The organism is Enterobacter quasiroggenkampii, from assembly GCF_043972695.1.
Classification (GTDB): domain Bacteria; phylum Pseudomonadota; class Gammaproteobacteria; order Enterobacterales; family Enterobacteriaceae; genus Enterobacter; species Enterobacter quasiroggenkampii.
Map to the genome: position 1 here is coordinate 1,202,372 of NZ_CP143745.1, position 15,083 is coordinate 1,217,454.

At 59.2% G+C, this 15,083-nt stretch carries 15 protein-coding genes; 2 read left to right on the forward strand and 13 right to left on the reverse strand.

From position 1 onward, the window contains the following. Nucleotides 1–66: 66 nt before the first annotated feature. The 11 genes from V1572_RS05750 to hpaG form a co-directional block, all read right to left on the reverse strand. Complete coding sequence (locus V1572_RS05750) at nt 67–984, reverse strand: helix-turn-helix transcriptional regulator (protein WP_395299776.1); 918 nt, start codon at nt 982–984, stop codon at nt 67–69. A 177-nt stretch (nt 985–1,161) separates the two neighbouring features. Next, nucleotides 1,162–1,671: a 4-hydroxyphenylacetate 3-monooxygenase reductase subunit gene (locus V1572_RS05755; RefSeq protein ID WP_045907710.1), complete on the reverse strand. Its 510-nt coding sequence runs from the start codon at nt 1,669–1,671 to the stop codon at nt 1,162–1,164. 17 nt (nt 1,672–1,688) lie between these two features. Beyond that, nucleotides 1,689–3,251 (reverse strand): 4-hydroxyphenylacetate 3-monooxygenase, oxygenase component, encoded by a 1,563-nt coding sequence (hpaB, locus tag V1572_RS05760; RefSeq protein WP_008501307.1) that lies wholly within the window; start codon nt 3,249–3,251, stop codon nt 1,689–1,691. A 196-nt stretch (nt 3,252–3,447) separates the two neighbouring features. Continuing rightward, nucleotides 3,448–4,338, reverse strand: coding sequence for a 4-hydroxyphenylacetate catabolism regulatory protein HpaA (gene hpaA / locus V1572_RS05765; protein ID WP_048028628.1), 891 nt, complete (start codon nt 4,336–4,338; stop codon nt 3,448–3,450). Further along, the gene (hpaX, locus tag V1572_RS05770; RefSeq protein ID WP_063622611.1) at nt 4,310–5,662 is read right to left on the reverse strand and encodes a 4-hydroxyphenylacetate permease; all 1,353 of its coding nucleotides are present in this window, start codon (nt 5,660–5,662) and stop codon (nt 4,310–4,312) included. The genes hpaA and hpaX overlap by 29 nt, the downstream gene beginning before the upstream one ends. Nucleotides 5,663–5,683: 21 nt before the next feature. Next, nucleotides 5,684–6,481: a 4-hydroxy-2-oxoheptanedioate aldolase gene (gene hpaI / locus V1572_RS05775; RefSeq protein WP_045907712.1), complete on the reverse strand. Its 798-nt coding sequence runs from the start codon at nt 6,479–6,481 to the stop codon at nt 5,684–5,686. A gap of 9 nt (nt 6,482–6,490) precedes the next feature. Further along, the gene (gene hpaH / locus V1572_RS05780; RefSeq protein ID WP_024908290.1) at nt 6,491–7,294 is read right to left on the reverse strand and encodes a 2-oxo-hept-4-ene-1,7-dioate hydratase; all 804 of its coding nucleotides are present in this window, start codon (nt 7,292–7,294) and stop codon (nt 6,491–6,493) included. A 107-nt stretch (nt 7,295–7,401) separates the two neighbouring features. After that, the gene (locus tag V1572_RS05785) at nt 7,402–7,782 is read right to left on the reverse strand and encodes a 5-carboxymethyl-2-hydroxymuconate Delta-isomerase (protein ID WP_032655006.1); all 381 of its coding nucleotides are present in this window, start codon (nt 7,780–7,782) and stop codon (nt 7,402–7,404) included. A gap of 9 nt (nt 7,783–7,791) precedes the next feature. Further along, nucleotides 7,792–8,643, reverse strand: coding sequence for a 3,4-dihydroxyphenylacetate 2,3-dioxygenase (gene hpaD, locus V1572_RS05790; protein WP_014830538.1), 852 nt, complete (start codon nt 8,641–8,643; stop codon nt 7,792–7,794). A gap of 2 nt (nt 8,644–8,645) precedes the next feature. Next, nucleotides 8,646–10,112: a 5-carboxymethyl-2-hydroxymuconate semialdehyde dehydrogenase gene (hpaE, locus tag V1572_RS05795; RefSeq protein WP_048225537.1), complete on the reverse strand. Its 1,467-nt coding sequence runs from the start codon at nt 10,110–10,112 to the stop codon at nt 8,646–8,648. After that, complete coding sequence (gene hpaG, locus V1572_RS05800) at nt 10,109–11,386, reverse strand: 4-hydroxyphenylacetate degradation bifunctional isomerase/decarboxylase (protein WP_395299777.1); 1,278 nt, start codon at nt 11,384–11,386, stop codon at nt 10,109–10,111. The genes hpaE and hpaG overlap by 4 nt, the downstream gene beginning before the upstream one ends. Before the next feature lie 270 nt (nt 11,387–11,656). On the opposite strand from hpaG, the gene hpaR reads away from it, so the two are divergent. Beyond that, on the forward strand, nt 11,657–12,097 hold the full coding sequence (gene hpaR / locus V1572_RS05805) for a homoprotocatechuate degradation operon regulator HpaR (protein WP_045907716.1): 441 nt from the start codon (nt 11,657–11,659) through the stop codon (nt 12,095–12,097). Nucleotides 12,098–12,180: 83 nt separating this feature from the next. Then, nucleotides 12,181–13,845 (forward strand): methyl-accepting chemotaxis protein, encoded by a 1,665-nt coding sequence (gene tsr / locus V1572_RS05810; protein ID WP_069720120.1) that lies wholly within the window; start codon nt 12,181–12,183, stop codon nt 13,843–13,845. A 228-nt stretch (nt 13,846–14,073) separates the two neighbouring features. Here the strand turns inward: tsr and V1572_RS05815 are convergent, their stop codons facing one another. Then, nucleotides 14,074–14,580, reverse strand: a complete 507-nt coding sequence (locus V1572_RS05815) for a GNAT family N-acetyltransferase (protein ID WP_395299778.1) — start codon at nt 14,578–14,580, stop codon at nt 14,074–14,076. A gap of 29 nt (nt 14,581–14,609) precedes the next feature. Next, the gene (locus V1572_RS05820) at nt 14,610–15,083 is read right to left on the reverse strand and encodes a hypothetical protein (RefSeq protein WP_048028616.1); all 474 of its coding nucleotides are present in this window, start codon (nt 15,081–15,083) and stop codon (nt 14,610–14,612) included.

The following is a 15,083-nucleotide window of genomic DNA, read 5'->3' on the forward strand; positions in this document are numbered from 1 at the left end:
TGAAAGTGCCGGGTGAGCGGTCAAAGGCGGCGACGAGCGGTTTCGGCTCGCCGCCAGTGGGCGAAATTATGTGATTGAGATCACTTGATTATTCGGGGTACGCTCCACGGCCAGATAGCTTTCCAGCGTCCTGATGAGCTTCTCCTTCAGCCAGCTTGGTTCCAGTATCTGAATATGGGGGAGCCAGTAGAACAGCAGCGGCAGGATCTGGTTCTCGTGGGCCGCCTGGCAGCGCAGCGTGACGCCGCCCTGTTGCTCCTCCAGCAGCTCCTGTTCCGGCAGAAGATCGCGGCGCAGGAAGTAATGTGAAATATTATCTTTAATGAATATTTTCACTGAGAAAGTATCTTCGGACACCCAGGGATCAAGGCTTTTTTCCAGCAGCTCAAGGACATTTTCTTCAGGAGTGAAGGTCGTTTTCTGAATATCAAACCAGCTAATCTGGCTCAATGAGAAGGATTTCAGCCGGCTATTTTCGGTGGCTTGTAAATACCATATATTTTTTTTGTTAATGAGTTTATAGGGATTAATCAGGCGGGTTTTGCCCTTATAAACGATCTGGCAAACATTATGGTTTTTAATCGATTTCTCGACTTTCGTTAAATGACGGCGAATATCGCGTTCTAACGTGTGTTCCGCTTCATTACCAAGAATAAGAATATGGTTTTCGTCTACGCGCGTTTCAAGCTTTTGCCAGAATTCCGTATTTCTTTCAGGGAAAAAGCTGTCGGCATTCAGAAAGTTAGCCAGAGTGTGGTGCAATCCTTGTCCGCCGGGCGATTGTGCAGAATGAATCAGACGATATAGCCCGTTACCGGTATGTTCAACAATGGGAGAGAGTGCATTTAAATCCCGATAGACGGTGCGCTCGGTAATTTTAAATTTCTCCATTAGCGCACTGCGGTTTACCACACCGTTTAAATGTAGCTCAAGGAGAATATCGACCAGACGTTCAGCCGAGCGGCTCCGCGTCGTTTTAGCCATAAGGTCATCCTGTATATATAGGCATGCGCTGAATGATGCGGGTGCACTGACACAACCTGTCAGTATTCAGGCACAGAAAATTTCTCTTATGGGTATATAACGGCGTGATTTAGCGGAAACCTTAGGAGTTTTTGTAGAAAGCGGCGCTGGCCGGAAAAAAGGCCAGCGCGAGGGAGATCACACGGCGGCTTCCGTCTCCAGCATGACCGGGTGGAAACGGCGCCTGAAGTAGATCAGGCCGTGGCCCGCATCACTCAGGATGATGTTTTTAATTTCAACAAGATAAACCAGATGCGTGCCGATGGTTTGCACCTGGCTTATTTCGCCTTCAAGGCTGGCCAGCGCGCCCTTGAGCACCGGCTGCGCCAGCGGGCCTTTCTGCCAGCAGGAGAGGGCAAAGCGATCCTCCATCGTCATACCGGTCATCCCGGCGAAATGGCGAGCCATGATCTCCTGCTCGTGGTTCAGCACGTTAACGCACAGCCTGCCGTTGCCCTGGAATACCGGGTTCATGGCGCTGTTGGCGTTGATGCATACCATCACCGACGGCGGGGTGTCCGTGACCGAGCAGACGGCGGTGGCGGTGATGCCGCAGCGTCCGGCCTCACCCTCGGTGGTGACAACATTGACCGCGGCCGACAGGCTGGCCATCGCGTCGCGAAAACGCAGGCGTTGTTCTGATTGCATGAAAACCTCCCGCTGCGCTATTTCAGCAGCTTATCCAGCATGTTGATATCGCTGTTATTGTGCAGGTGCGGCACCGTCCAGCCGTGTTGGTCGTATTCGGACATGCAGCGGTCGACCATCGCCATCATCTTGTCCATGTTACCGGAGCTCTGCGCCTGGCGCAGACACTGCAGGCGGATCTCATCCTGGCTGCCGGAGTAGTTAATTTCGTACAGCTCGTGACGACCGCCAAACTCGCTGCCGATGGCATCCCACATCAGTTTCAAAATCTTGATGCGTTCGACGTGATCCATGCCGTTGGAGCCGCGCACGTATTTCGCCAGATACTGATCGATCTGCGGGTTGTTCAGGTCCCGGGCGCTGGACGGCAGGTAGATCAGCCCGGAGGTGACGTTACGCTCGATGATGTTCTTGATCTTCGCGTAGGCCATCGGGGCCATCACGCGGTAGGTCTGCAACGCGGCGTGATCCGGCAGATACGCGCCGTTGACCCACGGCGTGGCTTCGGAACACATGGAGTCGCTCAGCGCCCAGAACATGTTGCGCCAGGCAACCACTTCGCCGAGATCCGCCTGCACGCCGCGGAACTCCAGGGTGCCGGTGCACTCCAGGGATTTCTTCAGCAGGGCGGTGATGAAGTCGAGCTTCACCGCCAGGCGCACGCAGGCCTGCAGCGGGTACATTCGCGCAAAGCCGCCTTCCATCGTCCAGCGGCGGCAGCGGTCGAAATCGCGGTAGATCAGCACGTTTTCCCACGGGATCAGCACGTGATCCATCACCAGGATGGCATCGTTCTCGTCAAAGCGGCTGGAGAGTGGATAGTCGTACGGGGATCCGGTTGCGCCTGCCACCATCTCGTAGGAGGCGCGGGAGATCAGCTTCACGCCCTCGGCATCCATCGGCGCGACGAACATCAGCGCGAAGTCCGGGTTTTCGCCCATCACCTGCGCGGAACCGAAGCCGATCATGTTGTAGTGGGTCAGGGCGGAGTTGGTTGCCACCACTTTTGCGCCACTGACGATAATCCCGGCGTCGGTCTCTTTCTCCAGCTTGATGTAGACGTCTTTTACCTCGTCCGCTGGCTTGTGGCGGTCGATCGGTGGGTTAACGATGGCGTGGTTGAAGTACAGGCCGGTTTCCTGAATGCGGGTGTACCAGTTCCGGGCGTTCTGCTCGAACTGGCCGTAGAAGGCCGGATTAGCGCCTAGCGCGCAGCCGAACGCGGCTTTGTAGTCCGGCGTGCGGCCCATCCAGCCGTAGCTCAGGCGCGACCACTCGGCGATGGCATCGCGCTGCTGGCGCAGGTCGTCGGCGCTTTTCGCCACGCGGAAGAACTTGTGGGTATAGCCGCCGCTGCCGGTGTCGGTGCCCCAGCACAGCGTGTCCTGCATGTCCGGCTTGTGCAGCGCGTCGTACATCTGCGCGATGGAGGCCGCCGCATTGCGAAATGCCGGATGGGTGGTGACGTCTTTGACGCGCTCGCCGTAGATATAAATCTCACGACCGTCCTGCAGGCTTTTTAAATACTCTTCACCGGTTAACGGACGTTTGGCATCAGCGCGGAACTCTTCAGGCTTCATAGGGGACCTCGTATCGGAATAGGTTTGTTAAATTTATGTTTTGTTTTTGTTGTTTAATTGAAGCCTGAGAGGGACGTAACGTGAAGGGACGATTGGGACAACGACGGGTACTTTTCGGGTGGGATGTGGTTTTGTGATCTGTGCGGCTTTTTGGCGGGTGGCGCTGCGCTTACCCGCCCTACGAACCGTGATGCGTTCAGGAAACCGGTACTTTCTGCGCCCGATACGCGCTGGGCGAGCATCCCACTAAGCGGTTAAAAAAGCGGGCGAAATAGGCCGGATCTTTGAACCCCAGCTGCCAGGCAATCTCGCTGACGGTGCTGTCGGAGAAGAGCAGCAGGCGTCTGGCCTCCCGCAGCTGGCGGTCGAAGATCAGGCGTTTTGGCGGACGGTTGGCGAAGCGGCGGCAGATATCGGTCAGGCGAGATTCGGTCAGGTGCAGCTCGCTGGCGTATTCCGGCACCGTCCAGTGCTGGTGGTAGTGGGTGTCGATCAACTGGGTAAAGCGCTGGAACAGCTTCAGCTCGCCGCGCATGCCGCCTGAGGCGTGGTCGTCGAGCTTCGCGTTGCGCAGCAGCAGGGTAAACACCGCCTGCGCCAGCAGGACCAGGGTATGCTCGCGCCCGGGCAGCTGCTCCGTGGATTCCCGGGCAATCAGCTGCCAGTAGTGCTTCAGCGCCGCCAGCTCGTCCGGCTTGTCGGCAAGCGAGAGGCAGATCCCCGGCAGGCCAAAGGCCTCCCGCGTGCCGGGGTAGAGCACCTCCAGCAGCGGCCAGATCAGATCCTCGCGCACCGTCAGCACGTGACCGTCGCTGTCGGATTCGGTGATAAACGCGTGCGGCACCGACGGCGGGGTGAGGACAAACAGCGGCGCCTGCACCGAATAGCGGTGATCGTCGAGCTGGAGCTCAATTTGCCCGGTATCGAGAAAGTGCATCTGAAAGTACTGGTCGTGACGATGCGCCTGCATGTCGCGGCCAAAAAAGGCCGCCATGCGGGCGAACGACTGGTAGTGCACATCGTCGGTGCCCAGACTTTCGTCGTACTCCTTGCTGATATCAATGTTGGCGATAGGGTTCTGGCACATGATCGTTCCTCTGTTGATCCCGCTGCGTCATCGGAATGCGCGTCAGCACCAGCGCGCCGACCACCAGCAGCCCGGCCACAAACCACAGCCCCGAGCTGAAGCTGCCGGTCGCGTCGCGCAGGATCCCAATCAGCAGCGGGCTGACGGCGGAGCCGACGTTGCCGATGGCGTTGATCACCGCCAGCGCCACCGCGCGGGACTGCAGGCTAATAACCCGATCCGGCGTGGTCCAGAATATCGCCATGGCGGTAAACGATCCGGTTGAGGCCATGATGATGCCAAGCAGCTGGATCAGGCTGTGATCCGTCGCGGAGGCCAGCATCCATCCCGCCGCGGCGAACAGGTACGGCAGGATGGTGTGCTTTTTTCGCTCTTTCAGCCTGTCGGAACGGCGGCTCCACCAGATCATCCCGAGGATGGTGCAGAACTGCGGGATCGCCGCCAGCAGGCCGATGACGATGTTGCTGCTGCCCGTGTTGAAGCTTTGCAGGATCTGCGGCGTCCAGATGTTGATCGCACTCAGTGTATTGGTCAGGCAGAAGTAGGCCAGCGTGTAGAGCAGCACCGCCGGGGTCAGCACCTCGCGCAGCGTCGAACGCGGCGTGACGGATTGGGCAATCGCGACCTCCTGCTCGCGGGCGATCATCGTTTTGAGCGCTTGCTTTTCGTCCTCATCCAGCCAGGTGGCCTGATCCGGCGTGTCGTTGAGGTAAAACCAGGTCACCACGCCGAGCACCACCGACGGCAGTCCTTCCAGCAGGAACAGCCACTGCCAGCCCTTGAGGTTCCACAGTCCGTCCATCGCCAGAATGTACCCGGAGAGGATCGAGCCGAGCATCATGGTGACCGGCATAGCAATCATAAACAGCGCGTTGGCGCGGGCGCGGTGATAGGCCGGGAACCACCAGGTGAGATAGACCAGAATACCCGGCAGGAAACCGGCTTCGGCAATGCCCACCAGCATGCGCAGGACGTAAAGGGTTTCGGGGCTGGTGGCGAACATGGTGCAGGTAGAGGCAATACCCCATACCACCATGATCCCGGCGATCCAGCGGCGTGCGCCGATCTTCGCCAGCATGATGTTGCTCGGGATGCCGCACAGCACGTAGGTGACGTAAAACAGCGTCGCGGCCAGGCCAAACATGGTTGACGTGAGGCCCAGATCTTTACCCATTGTCAGCCCGGCGAAGCCGATGTTGATGCGATCGAGGAACGAGAAGACAAACAGGATAAAGAGAAAGACGATCAGGCGTCGGAACAGCTTGTGAATGACGCGGTGTTCAACAGCTTTATTATCATGGGTTTGCAGGGTAGAGGTCGTCATGGTGCGCTCCAGATCTTACGTTTAGTAGACGGATTTATTGTTATGAACTGACGTAACCGGTGTTTCGATAAAGCGTGCCGCCAGCGCTTCCGCGCCGCGGGCAAGCAGGGTCGTGTCGACCCCGACGGCAACAAACAGCGCGCCGAGCTCAAGATAGCGTTTTGCCAGCGGTTCATTCGCCATCAGGATGCCGGGAGCTTTACCGGCAGCGCGTATCTGCGCGATCGCCTGCTCAATGGCGGCCTGCACTTCCGGGTGCTGCGGATTGCCGGCAAAGCCCATGTCGGCGCTCAGATCCGCCGGGCCGATAAACACGCCGTCGACGCCTTCCACGTCCAGGATCTGCGGCAGATTTTTCAGCGCCTCGCGGGTTTCAATCTGCACCAGCACGCACATGGCGTCGTTGGCCTGCTGCAGGTAATCGGGAATGCGGTTCCAGCGCGACGCGCGCGCCAGGGCGCTGCCCACCCCGCGAATGCCCGCAGGCGGGTAGCGGGTGGCACGTACCGCCAGCCGCGCTTCGTCGGCGTTTTGCACCATCGGCACCAGCAGGGTTTGCGCACCCACGTCCAGCAGCTGTTTGATCTGCACAGGGTCGTTCCACGACGGGCGGACCACCGGCTGGCTGGGATAAGGGGCGATAGCCTGCAGCTGGGTTAAGACGGTCTGCACGCTGTTCGGCGCGTGCTCGCCGTCGATCAGCAGCCAGTCGAATCCTGCTCCGGCCAGCAGCTCGGCGCTGTAGCTGCTGGTCAGCCCCAGCCATAACCCAATTTGCGGACGGCCTGCTTTCAGCGCCGCTTTAAATGCGTTTTGCATCGTGCTCTCCTAGACAAAGCGGCAGCTGATGGAGCCCATGTTGCCGTAATCGACGTGGAAGGTGTCGCCTCTGCTGGCGGGCACCGGGCGGGTAAACGAGCCGCCGAGAATGATCTGGCCAGGCTCAAGCTGCACGTCGTACGGCGCAAGCTTGTTGGCCAGCCACGCCACGCCGTTGGCCGGGTGGTTCAGGACGCCTGCGGCCACGCCGGTCTCTTCGATCACGCCGTTGCGGTAGAGCAGGGCGGAGATCCAGCGCAGGTCCAGCTCGTCGGGCTTAATCGGACGGCCGCCGAGGATCACGCCCGCGTTGGCGGCGTTATCGGAGATGGTGTCGAAGACCTTGCGCGGACGCTGGGTCTCCGGGTCGACGTTGTGGCAGCGGGCGTCGATCAGCTCCAGCGCGGGGATGACGTAATCCGTGGCGTTATAGACGTCGAAGATCGTGCAGTTCGGGCCGCGCAGCGGTTTTGCCAGCACGAACGCCAGCTCCACTTCAATGCGCGGGACGATAAAGCGATCGACGGGAATGTCGCTGCCGTCATGGAAGAACATGTCGTCCAGCAGCGCGCCGTAGTCCGGCTCGCTGATCTGCGAGCTGGCCTGCATCGCTTTGGAGGTGAGGCCGATCTTGTGGCCCTTCAGCACGCGGCCTTCGGCGATCTTCAGGCTCACCCATTCGCGCTGGACGGCGTAGGCGTCTTCAATCGTAATCTCCGGATAGTCCAGCGAGATCGCGCGGATCTGCTCCCGGGACTGTTCCGCCTGATGCAGACGGTGGGCGATCAGGGTATGGGTATGTTTGTCGAGCATGGCGTATCCTTTATGCGGCTGTCGCCGGGTGGCGCTGCGCTTACCCGGCCTACGTTCGGGGCCGTTGTAGGCCCGGTAAGCGAAGCGTCACCGGGCGGAAAAGATGTCTACTTAAACAACGCGTGCACGTTGTTCTGTTTGTAATTGAGCGTCGGGTGCAGCTCGTCGAGCTCAAACGACAGCGCCAGGTAGCGGCTCGCCATCAGCTCCGCGAAGTGCGCTTTGATAAGCCCAAACAGCATCTCCCCCACGGCTTCCCGGCTCTCCAGACTGCGCCCCGCGCCAATCTTCAGCGTCATATGGACAAAGGCGTAATCGTGCTTGCCGTCGGCCATCTGCCAGGTGTCCAGCCAGTGGGCGCGGCTGCGGATACCGCCGAGCGGGAAGATGCCCGTGGCGGCGAGCGCCTCGTTCACTTTGGCGAACAGCCCCGGCAGGTCGGCCTGCTCGCGGATGTTGTCGGTACATTCAGCAATAAAGTGCGGCATGGTGGCTCCTTACGCGGGCAGAGGGAAAACGGCGTTGACCTGGCCGGTGCCGGAGCTGGCGAACAGCTCGGTGAGAAACTCCACCTTGCCGTCGTATTTGTCCCAGCCGAGCATGCCCAGCAGCATCACCGTGTCGTGCATATTGCCTTCGCCGTAGCAGTAGTCGGCGTACTCCGGCAGCATGCTGCAGAATTCTTTGAACTGACCCTCTCGCCACAGCTTCACCACGCGCTCGTCCATCTGGCGGTCGAACTCGCGGGTGTAGCTGTTCATCCCTTCCTCGGCACGCTGGTCGTCAATAAAGCGGTGCGACAGCGAGCCGCTGGCGAGCACCGCCACGGTGCCGTCGTATTTTTCAATGGCGCTGACGATGGCCTCGCCCAGCCTGCGGCTGTCGGCGAAGTCGTGAACCGTGCAGAACGCCGAAATAGAGACCACTTTGAAGTGCTTATCCGCGTTCATGTAGCGCATCGGCACCAGCGTGCCGTACTCGAGCTTCAGGCTCGGAATGTTGTGCGCTTTGGCGCGCACGCCAAGCTTCACCGCCTCGTCGGCAATCAGCTGGCCGAGTTCCGGGTTGCCGTCGTAGTCGTAAGTCATGTCGCGGATAAAGTGCGGCAGCTCGTTGCTGGTGTAGACGCCCGAAAAATGGTCCGCACAGTTGATGTGGTAGGCGCTATTCACCAGCCAGTGAGTGTCGAAGACGATAATGGTATCGACGCCCAGCTCCCGGCAGCGCTTGCTGATCTCTTTGTGTCCGTCGATAGCGCCCTGGCGGCAGCCGTGGTTTTTACCCGGCAGCTCGGAGAGATACATCGACGGCACGTGGGTGATTTTTGCCGCTAACGCTAATTTACCCATTTTCAGATCCCCCACTTTGGAATCGGATGGTCGCCCATGGAGATGCAGACGTTCTTCATCTCCGCGAACACCTCGAAGCTGTACTCGCCCCCCTCGCGGCCGGTGCCGGAGGCTTTCACGCCGCCAAACGGCTGGCGCAGGTCGCGTACGTTCTGGGTGTTGACGAACACCATGCCCGCTTCGATATTGCGCGCCAGACGGAGCACTTTGCTGACGTCCTGGGTCCAGATGTACGACGCCAGGCCGTACTCCACGTCGTTGGCCAGGCGCAGCCCTTCCGCTTCGTCCTTGAACGGCAGCAGGCAGGCCACCGGCCCGAAGATCTCCTCCTGCGCCACGCGCATGCGGTTATCAACATCTGCCAGCACGGTCGGGCGCAGGAAGTTGCCGCCTTTCAGGTGTGCAGGCAGATCGACCGGTTTGTCCGGGCCGCCCGCCAGCAGGGTTGCGCCTTCCTCGATGCCGAGGCGGATATAGCCGGAGACTTTTTCCCAGTGCTGCTGGCTAATCAGCGCGCCAATCTGGGTGTTCGGATCGGTCGGGTCGCCCACGCGCAGGCGGTTGGCGCGCTCGGCAAAGCGCTTGACGAATTCCGGGTAGATGCTCTGCTGGATAAAGATGCGCGAGCCGGCGGTGCAGCGCTCGCCGTTGATGGAGAAGATGGTGAACAGGGCGGCGTCCAGCGCGCGCTCGATATCCGCGTCTTCAAAAATCAGTACCGGGGATTTGCCGCCCAGCTCCATGGAGTACTTCTTCAGCCCGGCGTTTTTCATGATGTTGCGCCCGGTGGCGGTGCCGCCGGTGAAAGAGACCGCGCGCACGTCGTGATGACGCACCAGTGCATCGCCTGCCGTCGCGCCGTAGCCCTGAACGACGTTCAGCACGCCCGCCGGAATACCCGCTTCGAGGGCCAGTTCTCCCAGACGGTCGGCGGTCAGCGGGGAGAGCTCGGACATCTTCAGCACCGCGGTATTACCTAAGGCCAGACAGGGCGCGACCTTCCAGGTGGCGGTCATAAACGGCACGTTCCACGGCGACACCAGCGCGCAGACGCCCACCGGCTGTACCAGGGTGTAGTTGAGCATCTTGTCGTCAACCGGGTAGGTCTTGCCGTTCATTTGCTGGCACACCTCGGCGAAAAATTCGAAGTTGTGCGAGGCGCGCGGGATCAGCACGTTTTTGGTCTGGTGGATCGGCAGCCCGGTATCGGCGGTTTCCATGGCGGCGATCTCCGGGACGTTCTGGTCGATCAGATCGCCCAGACGACGCATCAGGCGCGCGCGCTCCTTCATCGGCAGGTTGGCCCACTTCGGAAACGCCTCTTTGGCGGCGGCAACGGCCTGATGGATTTCGGCTTCACCGCCGGAGGCCACTTCAGCCAGGACCTCGCCGGAGGCCGGGTTAGTGGTGTGGAAGTAGTCGCTGCCCGCGACGTTTTTACCGTTGATCCAATGGTTTATCTTTTTCATTTTGCCGTCTCCTCACTCACAATTCGGTTCACCAGGCGTCCCACGCCTTCCACTTCCACCACCACCTCATCGCCCGGCACCACGTCGGAGAGCCCCTTCGGCGTGCCGGTGGCAATCATGTCGCCCGGCTGCAGGGTCATAAAGTCGCTCAGGTACGCGATCAGGTACGGGATGCTGAAGATCAGATCCGCCGTGGTGCCTTCCTGGCGCAGCTCGCCGTTGACGAAGGTGCGCAGGGCGAGGTTGTGCGGGTCGGGAATGGCTTCTTTTGGCACGATGTTGGGGGAAATGGGGGTCAACCCGTCGCGGCTTTTCACCCGCAGGTTCGGGCGGTAGTAGTTTTCCAGGTAGTCGCGGATGGCGTAGTCGTTGCAGACCGTATAGCCCGCAACATAGTCCATCGCCTCGGCTTCGCTCACCTTACGCGCCGTTCTGCCGATGACCACCACCAGCTCCGCTTCATAGTGCATGTACTCGACGTTGTTCGGGCGCACCGACGTCTGGTTGTCGCCGTTGAAGGTGTTCGGCGCTTTGATAAAGACCAGCGGCTCGGTGGGCGGCTTGAAGTCCAGCTCGCTGGCGTGATCGGCATAGTTCAGACCGAGGGCAAACAGCGTGGCATGCGGCGGCGTGCGGTGTGTGTTAGCGACGTCGCGCTCATCCACCACCGGGTTTTCCAGCGGCGGAAACCCCTCTGCCAGAATACGCACGCGATCGCCCGGGCGGATCTCAACGCGGCTGTGCGGGGTACCGAGCAGGATCGCATCGCCGGGATTAAGGGTGGCGAACTCGCTCAGGGCGCTCAGCAGTTCGGCAGCGTTACGCTGCAGATCGGCGGTGTTCCAGTGGTCCGCTTCGCGGCCGTTGATCTCGGTGATGATGGTCAGGTTGTCCACGTTATCAACGGCGACCGGTTCGCCAAGCGGGCAGAATCCGTCCCGGCATTTGGCCTTGATGGCCGGGCGGTAGAAGCTCTCTTCCGGCAGGCTCACCTCGTTGGCGAGCGCGTATCCCGCAATATATTCCGCGGCGTCCTCCACGCGCACCTTGCTGGCGGTTTTGCCCACGACCAGCGCCACCGTGGCGCCGCTCAGCACCGTTTCCCCCTGCGGGAACGGAATGGGCTCGCCCGCGCGAATCACGGTGTTATGCGGTTTGATAAACCACACCGCCGTTTTCGGCGGCGTGTTGTAGGGGGCTTTTTCAAACGCCTCATGCCAGGCTTCGCACTGGCTTTGATGGTTGAGGGCGACAGCAAAAACGGTACCTTTCATTCACATACTCCTCAGGCCGGAGGTCCGGTTTGGATTTCATTAATATGTTAATGATCTGGTTTTATGCTTTTGCTGTTTATTTCGCAATCAGAAGTGAAAAATTTGTGATATGAATAACAATAAATTCACATATTCTTTTTTATGCATAGTAAAATCAGGTGGTTAATAAAATTAATGGGTTTCTGTTAGACTTTTTGGCAGAAAACGTGTTGTTTATAAAAACATCTTTTCGTGTTTGTTTACTTGTTAATGATGTGAAGGGAACAGGCTATGCATGATTCATTAACCATCGCGCTGCTGCAGGCGCGGGAAGCGGCGATGTCCTACTTCCGCCCGATTGTGAAGCGCCATAATCTTACCGAGCAGCAGTGGCGTATTGTGCGCGTGCTGGCTGAACATCCGTCGATGGATTTTCACGATCTGGCGTTTCGCACCTGCATCCTGCGCCCGAGCCTGACCGGCATTCTGACGCGTATGGAGCGCGACGGCCTGGTGCTGCGCTTAAAGCCGGTGAACGACCAGCGCAAGCTGTACGTCTCGCTGACCAAAGAGGGCAATGCGCTGTATGAGCACGCCCAGGCGCAGGTGGAGGAGGCGTATCAGCAGATTGAGGCGGAATATACGCCGGAGAAGATGAAACAGCTGACGGCGCTGCTGGAAGAGTTTATTGAACTCGGAAACCGTCATAACGCAGCGCGGGATGAAGAGTAAAAACCACAAATTCCAGGATGAATTTCGTAAAGTTTTCCCTTTCCAGGCCGAAAATTCTGTATCTGTCTGAGGAAAGAGAAAACATGTTAAACCGTATCAAGATTGTCACCAGCTTAATGCTGGTTTTAGCGATATTTGGCCTTTTACAACTCACATCCGGTGGTCTTTTCTTTAATGCTCTGAAGAATGACAAAGAGAATTTCACCGTCCTGCAAACCATTCGCCAGCAACAGTCCACGCTGAACGCCAGCTGGGTAGCGTTGCTGCAAACCCGTAATACCCTGAACCGTGCGGGTATCCGTTACATGATGGATCAGAGCAATATCGGCAGCGGCGCGACCGTGAACGATTTGATGCAAATCGCCTCTGTGTCTCTGAAACAGGCGGAAAAAAACTGGGCTGCCTACGAAGCCCTGCCGCGCGATCCGCGTCAAAGCGATGCGGATGCCATGGAGATCAAGCGTAACTATGATATTTACCACGGCGCGCTGGCGGAGCTGATCCAGCTGCTGGGCGCGGGCAAAATCAACGCCTTCTTCGACCAGCCGACCCAGAGTTACCAGGACGGTTTTGAGAAGCAGTACGTGAGCTACCTGCAGCAGAACGACAAGCTGTACCAGATGGCGGTCGAAGACAGCAACAGCTCCTACAGCCAGGCTATCTGGGTGCTGATCAGCGTCCTGATTGCCGTGCTGGTGGTGATCGTGGCCGTCTGGCTGAACATCAAGCAGACGCTGATCTCCCCGCTGAATCGTCTGATCGACAACATTCGCCATATCGCCAGCGGTGACCTGGTGAAGCGTATTGAAGTTCAGGGCACCAACGAGATGGGTGAACTGGCCGACTCGCTGCGCCATATGCAGGGCGAGCTGGTGCGTACCGTTGGCGACGTGCGTAACGGCGCGAATGCGATCTACAGCGGCGCGAGTGAAATCGCGATGGGCAACAACGACCTCTCCTCCCGTACTGAACAGCAGGCCGCTTCCCTGGAAGAGACCGCTGCCAGCATGGAGCAGCTGACGGCGACCGTTAAACAGAACGCCGAGAACGCCCGTCAGGCGAGCCATCTTGCCCTGAGCGCCTCCGAAACCGCGCAGAAAGGCGGCAAAGTGGTGGATAACGTGGTGCAGACCATGCGAGATATCGCGGGCAGTTCGCAGAAAATTGCCGACATTATCAGCGTGATCGACGGCATTGCTTTCCAGACCAACATCCTGGCACTGAACGCGGCGGTAGAAGCGGCGCGTGCGGGCGAGCAGGGCCGCGGTTTTGCGGTGGTAGCAGGTGAAGTGCGTAACCTGGCCCAGCGCAGCGCCCAGGCTGCACGCGAGATCAAGAGCCTGATTGAAGACTCCGTGGGTCGCGTGGAAGTGGGGTCAACGCTGGTCGAAAGTGCCGGTGAAACCATGGGTGAGATCGTGAATGCGGTCACCCGCGTCACGGACATCATGGGCGAAATCGCCTCTGCGTCTGACGAGCAGAGCCGCGGTATCGACCAGGTCGGGCTGGCGGTGGCAGAGATGGATCGCGTGACCCAGCAGAACGCCTCGCTGGTGGAAGAGTCTGCCGCAGCGGCAGCCGCACTGGAAGAGCAGGCAAGCCGTCTGACGCAGGCCGTGGCGGTGTTCCGCATTCAGCAGGAGCAGATGAAAGCGCGCGAATTCGCTTCTGCGAAAACCGTTGCAGCACCGGCGATGGCGCGTAAAACGGTTACCGCTGATGCAGGTGATAACTGGGAAACCTTCTAACGCCGTATGTTGTGCCGGGTGGCGGCTGCGCCTTACCCGGCCTACGGTTCGTGGTTTTGCCGGGTGGCGGCTGCGCCTTACCCGGCCTACGGTTCGTGGCTTTTGCCGGGTGGCGGCTGCGCCTTACCCGGCCTACGGTTCGTGATTTTGCCGGGTGGCGGCTACGCCTTACCCGGCCTACGGTTCGTGGTTTTGTAGGCCCGGTAAGCGCAGCGCCACCGGGCGATATTACAGAGGCAGGCGCATGGCGCAGCGCGTTTCATACGCGAAACCGTGCGCTGTCTCTTCTTCCCTTTTCTGACGCATTTCAGGCGTCAGCGTCGTCATTTTTTCAAACCCCAGCCGGGCATAGAACGGCGCATTCCACGGGACGTCCCTGAACGTCGTCAGCGTCAGCGCTGTCAGCCCACTGTTACGGGCATGGTCCGCCACGCAGGCGATGAGCTGCCTGCCGATCCCTTTTCCCTGCCAGTCCAGATCAACCGAGAGTTCGACAATAAACAGTGATGACGGATGGGCTTCGGCAAGGATAAACCCGACGGGGTGGTCGTTTGCCAGCGCCAGCCAGCTTAGCCCGCGTTCGACATAGCCGAGGTGTTGTTCAGCGGAAATGACCTCGCCATCGGCAAGCCAGGCGAGTGCCGGGAAGTCACGGAAGCGCCCGGCCGCCGCGCGTTCAATGGCGGACAGGGCGGCAACGTCGTTACGGGTGGTGGGGCGAATGCGAATAGTCATGGCGGCAAGTATAACCTGACCCGTCGACATTATTCCGAGCAGATCAGCACCGGCGAATAGAAATTGCTGATCACCAGCGCGTCTTCCGGCGTGCGCTCGATCGTCAGAAGCCTTTTATTGCCCAGCGTCAGGCCGGCAACGTATTTTTCAAAGACCCCGGGCGGCATGGCGTCATGGCTAAAACGCTCCACTTTTTGAATAACGATCTCATACAGTTCGCCTTCCACGTGACGCCATTTAAACATCTCCTGGCGGGAAACCTCCCAGCTGCGTGGGGCATTCACCACGCTGCCGTTAACCGTGATGTACCCCGTTTTGTCGGGATGAAAACGCATAATGATCTCACCGTCAAAGGTGAAATCGTGACTGTCGCGCCGGTCGGAGAAGGTCAGGTTTCCGTCACAGGCCACCGACAACGGGGGCGTGTGAAAGTACCACGCCAGCACGGTGCCCAGCAGCAGCAGGTTGAGGATCAGGATTAGCCAAACTTTTTTGTGTCTCAT

Bases quoted from the DNA above. Each gene is read 5' to 3' on its own strand.
- V1572_RS05750 (WP_395299776.1), bottom strand. From the start codon at position 984: ATGGCTAAAACGACGCGGAGCCGCTCGGCTGAACGTCTGGTCGATATT.
- V1572_RS05755 (WP_045907710.1), bottom strand. From the start codon at position 1,671: ATGCAATCAGAACAACGCCTGCGTTTTCGCGACGCGATGGCCAGCCTG.
- hpaB (WP_008501307.1), bottom strand. From the start codon at position 3,251: ATGAAGCCTGAAGAGTTCCGCGCTGATGCCAAACGTCCGTTAACCGGT.
- hpaA (WP_048028628.1), bottom strand. From the start codon at position 4,338: ATGTGCCAGAACCCTATCGCCAACATTGATATCAGCAAGGAGTACGAC.
- hpaX (WP_063622611.1), bottom strand. From the start codon at position 5,662: ATGACGACCTCTACCCTGCAAACCCATGATAATAAAGCTGTTGAACAC.
- hpaI (WP_045907712.1), bottom strand. From the start codon at position 6,481: ATGCAAAACGCATTTAAAGCGGCGCTGAAAGCAGGCCGTCCGCAAATT.
- hpaH (WP_024908290.1), bottom strand. From the start codon at position 7,294: ATGCTCGACAAACATACCCATACCCTGATCGCCCACCGTCTGCATCAG.
- V1572_RS05785 (WP_032655006.1), bottom strand. From the start codon at position 7,782: ATGCCGCACTTTATTGCTGAATGTACCGACAACATCCGCGAGCAGGCC.
- hpaD (WP_014830538.1), bottom strand. From the start codon at position 8,643: ATGGGTAAATTAGCGTTAGCGGCAAAAATCACCCACGTGCCGTCGATG.
- hpaE (WP_048225537.1), bottom strand. From the start codon at position 10,112: ATGAAAAAGATAAACCATTGGATCAACGGTAAAAACGTCGCGGGCAGC.
- hpaG (WP_395299777.1), bottom strand. From the start codon at position 11,386: ATGAAAGGTACCGTTTTTGCTGTCGCCCTCAACCATCAAAGCCAGTGC.
- hpaR (WP_045907716.1), top strand. From the start codon at position 11,657: ATGCATGATTCATTAACCATCGCGCTGCTGCAGGCGCGGGAAGCGGCG.
- tsr (WP_069720120.1), top strand. From the start codon at position 12,181: ATGTTAAACCGTATCAAGATTGTCACCAGCTTAATGCTGGTTTTAGCG.
- V1572_RS05815 (WP_395299778.1), bottom strand. From the start codon at position 14,580: ATGACTATTCGCATTCGCCCCACCACCCGTAACGACGTTGCCGCCCTG.
- V1572_RS05820 (WP_048028616.1), bottom strand. From the start codon at position 15,083: ATGAGACACAAAAAAGTTTGGCTAATCCTGATCCTCAACCTGCTGCTG.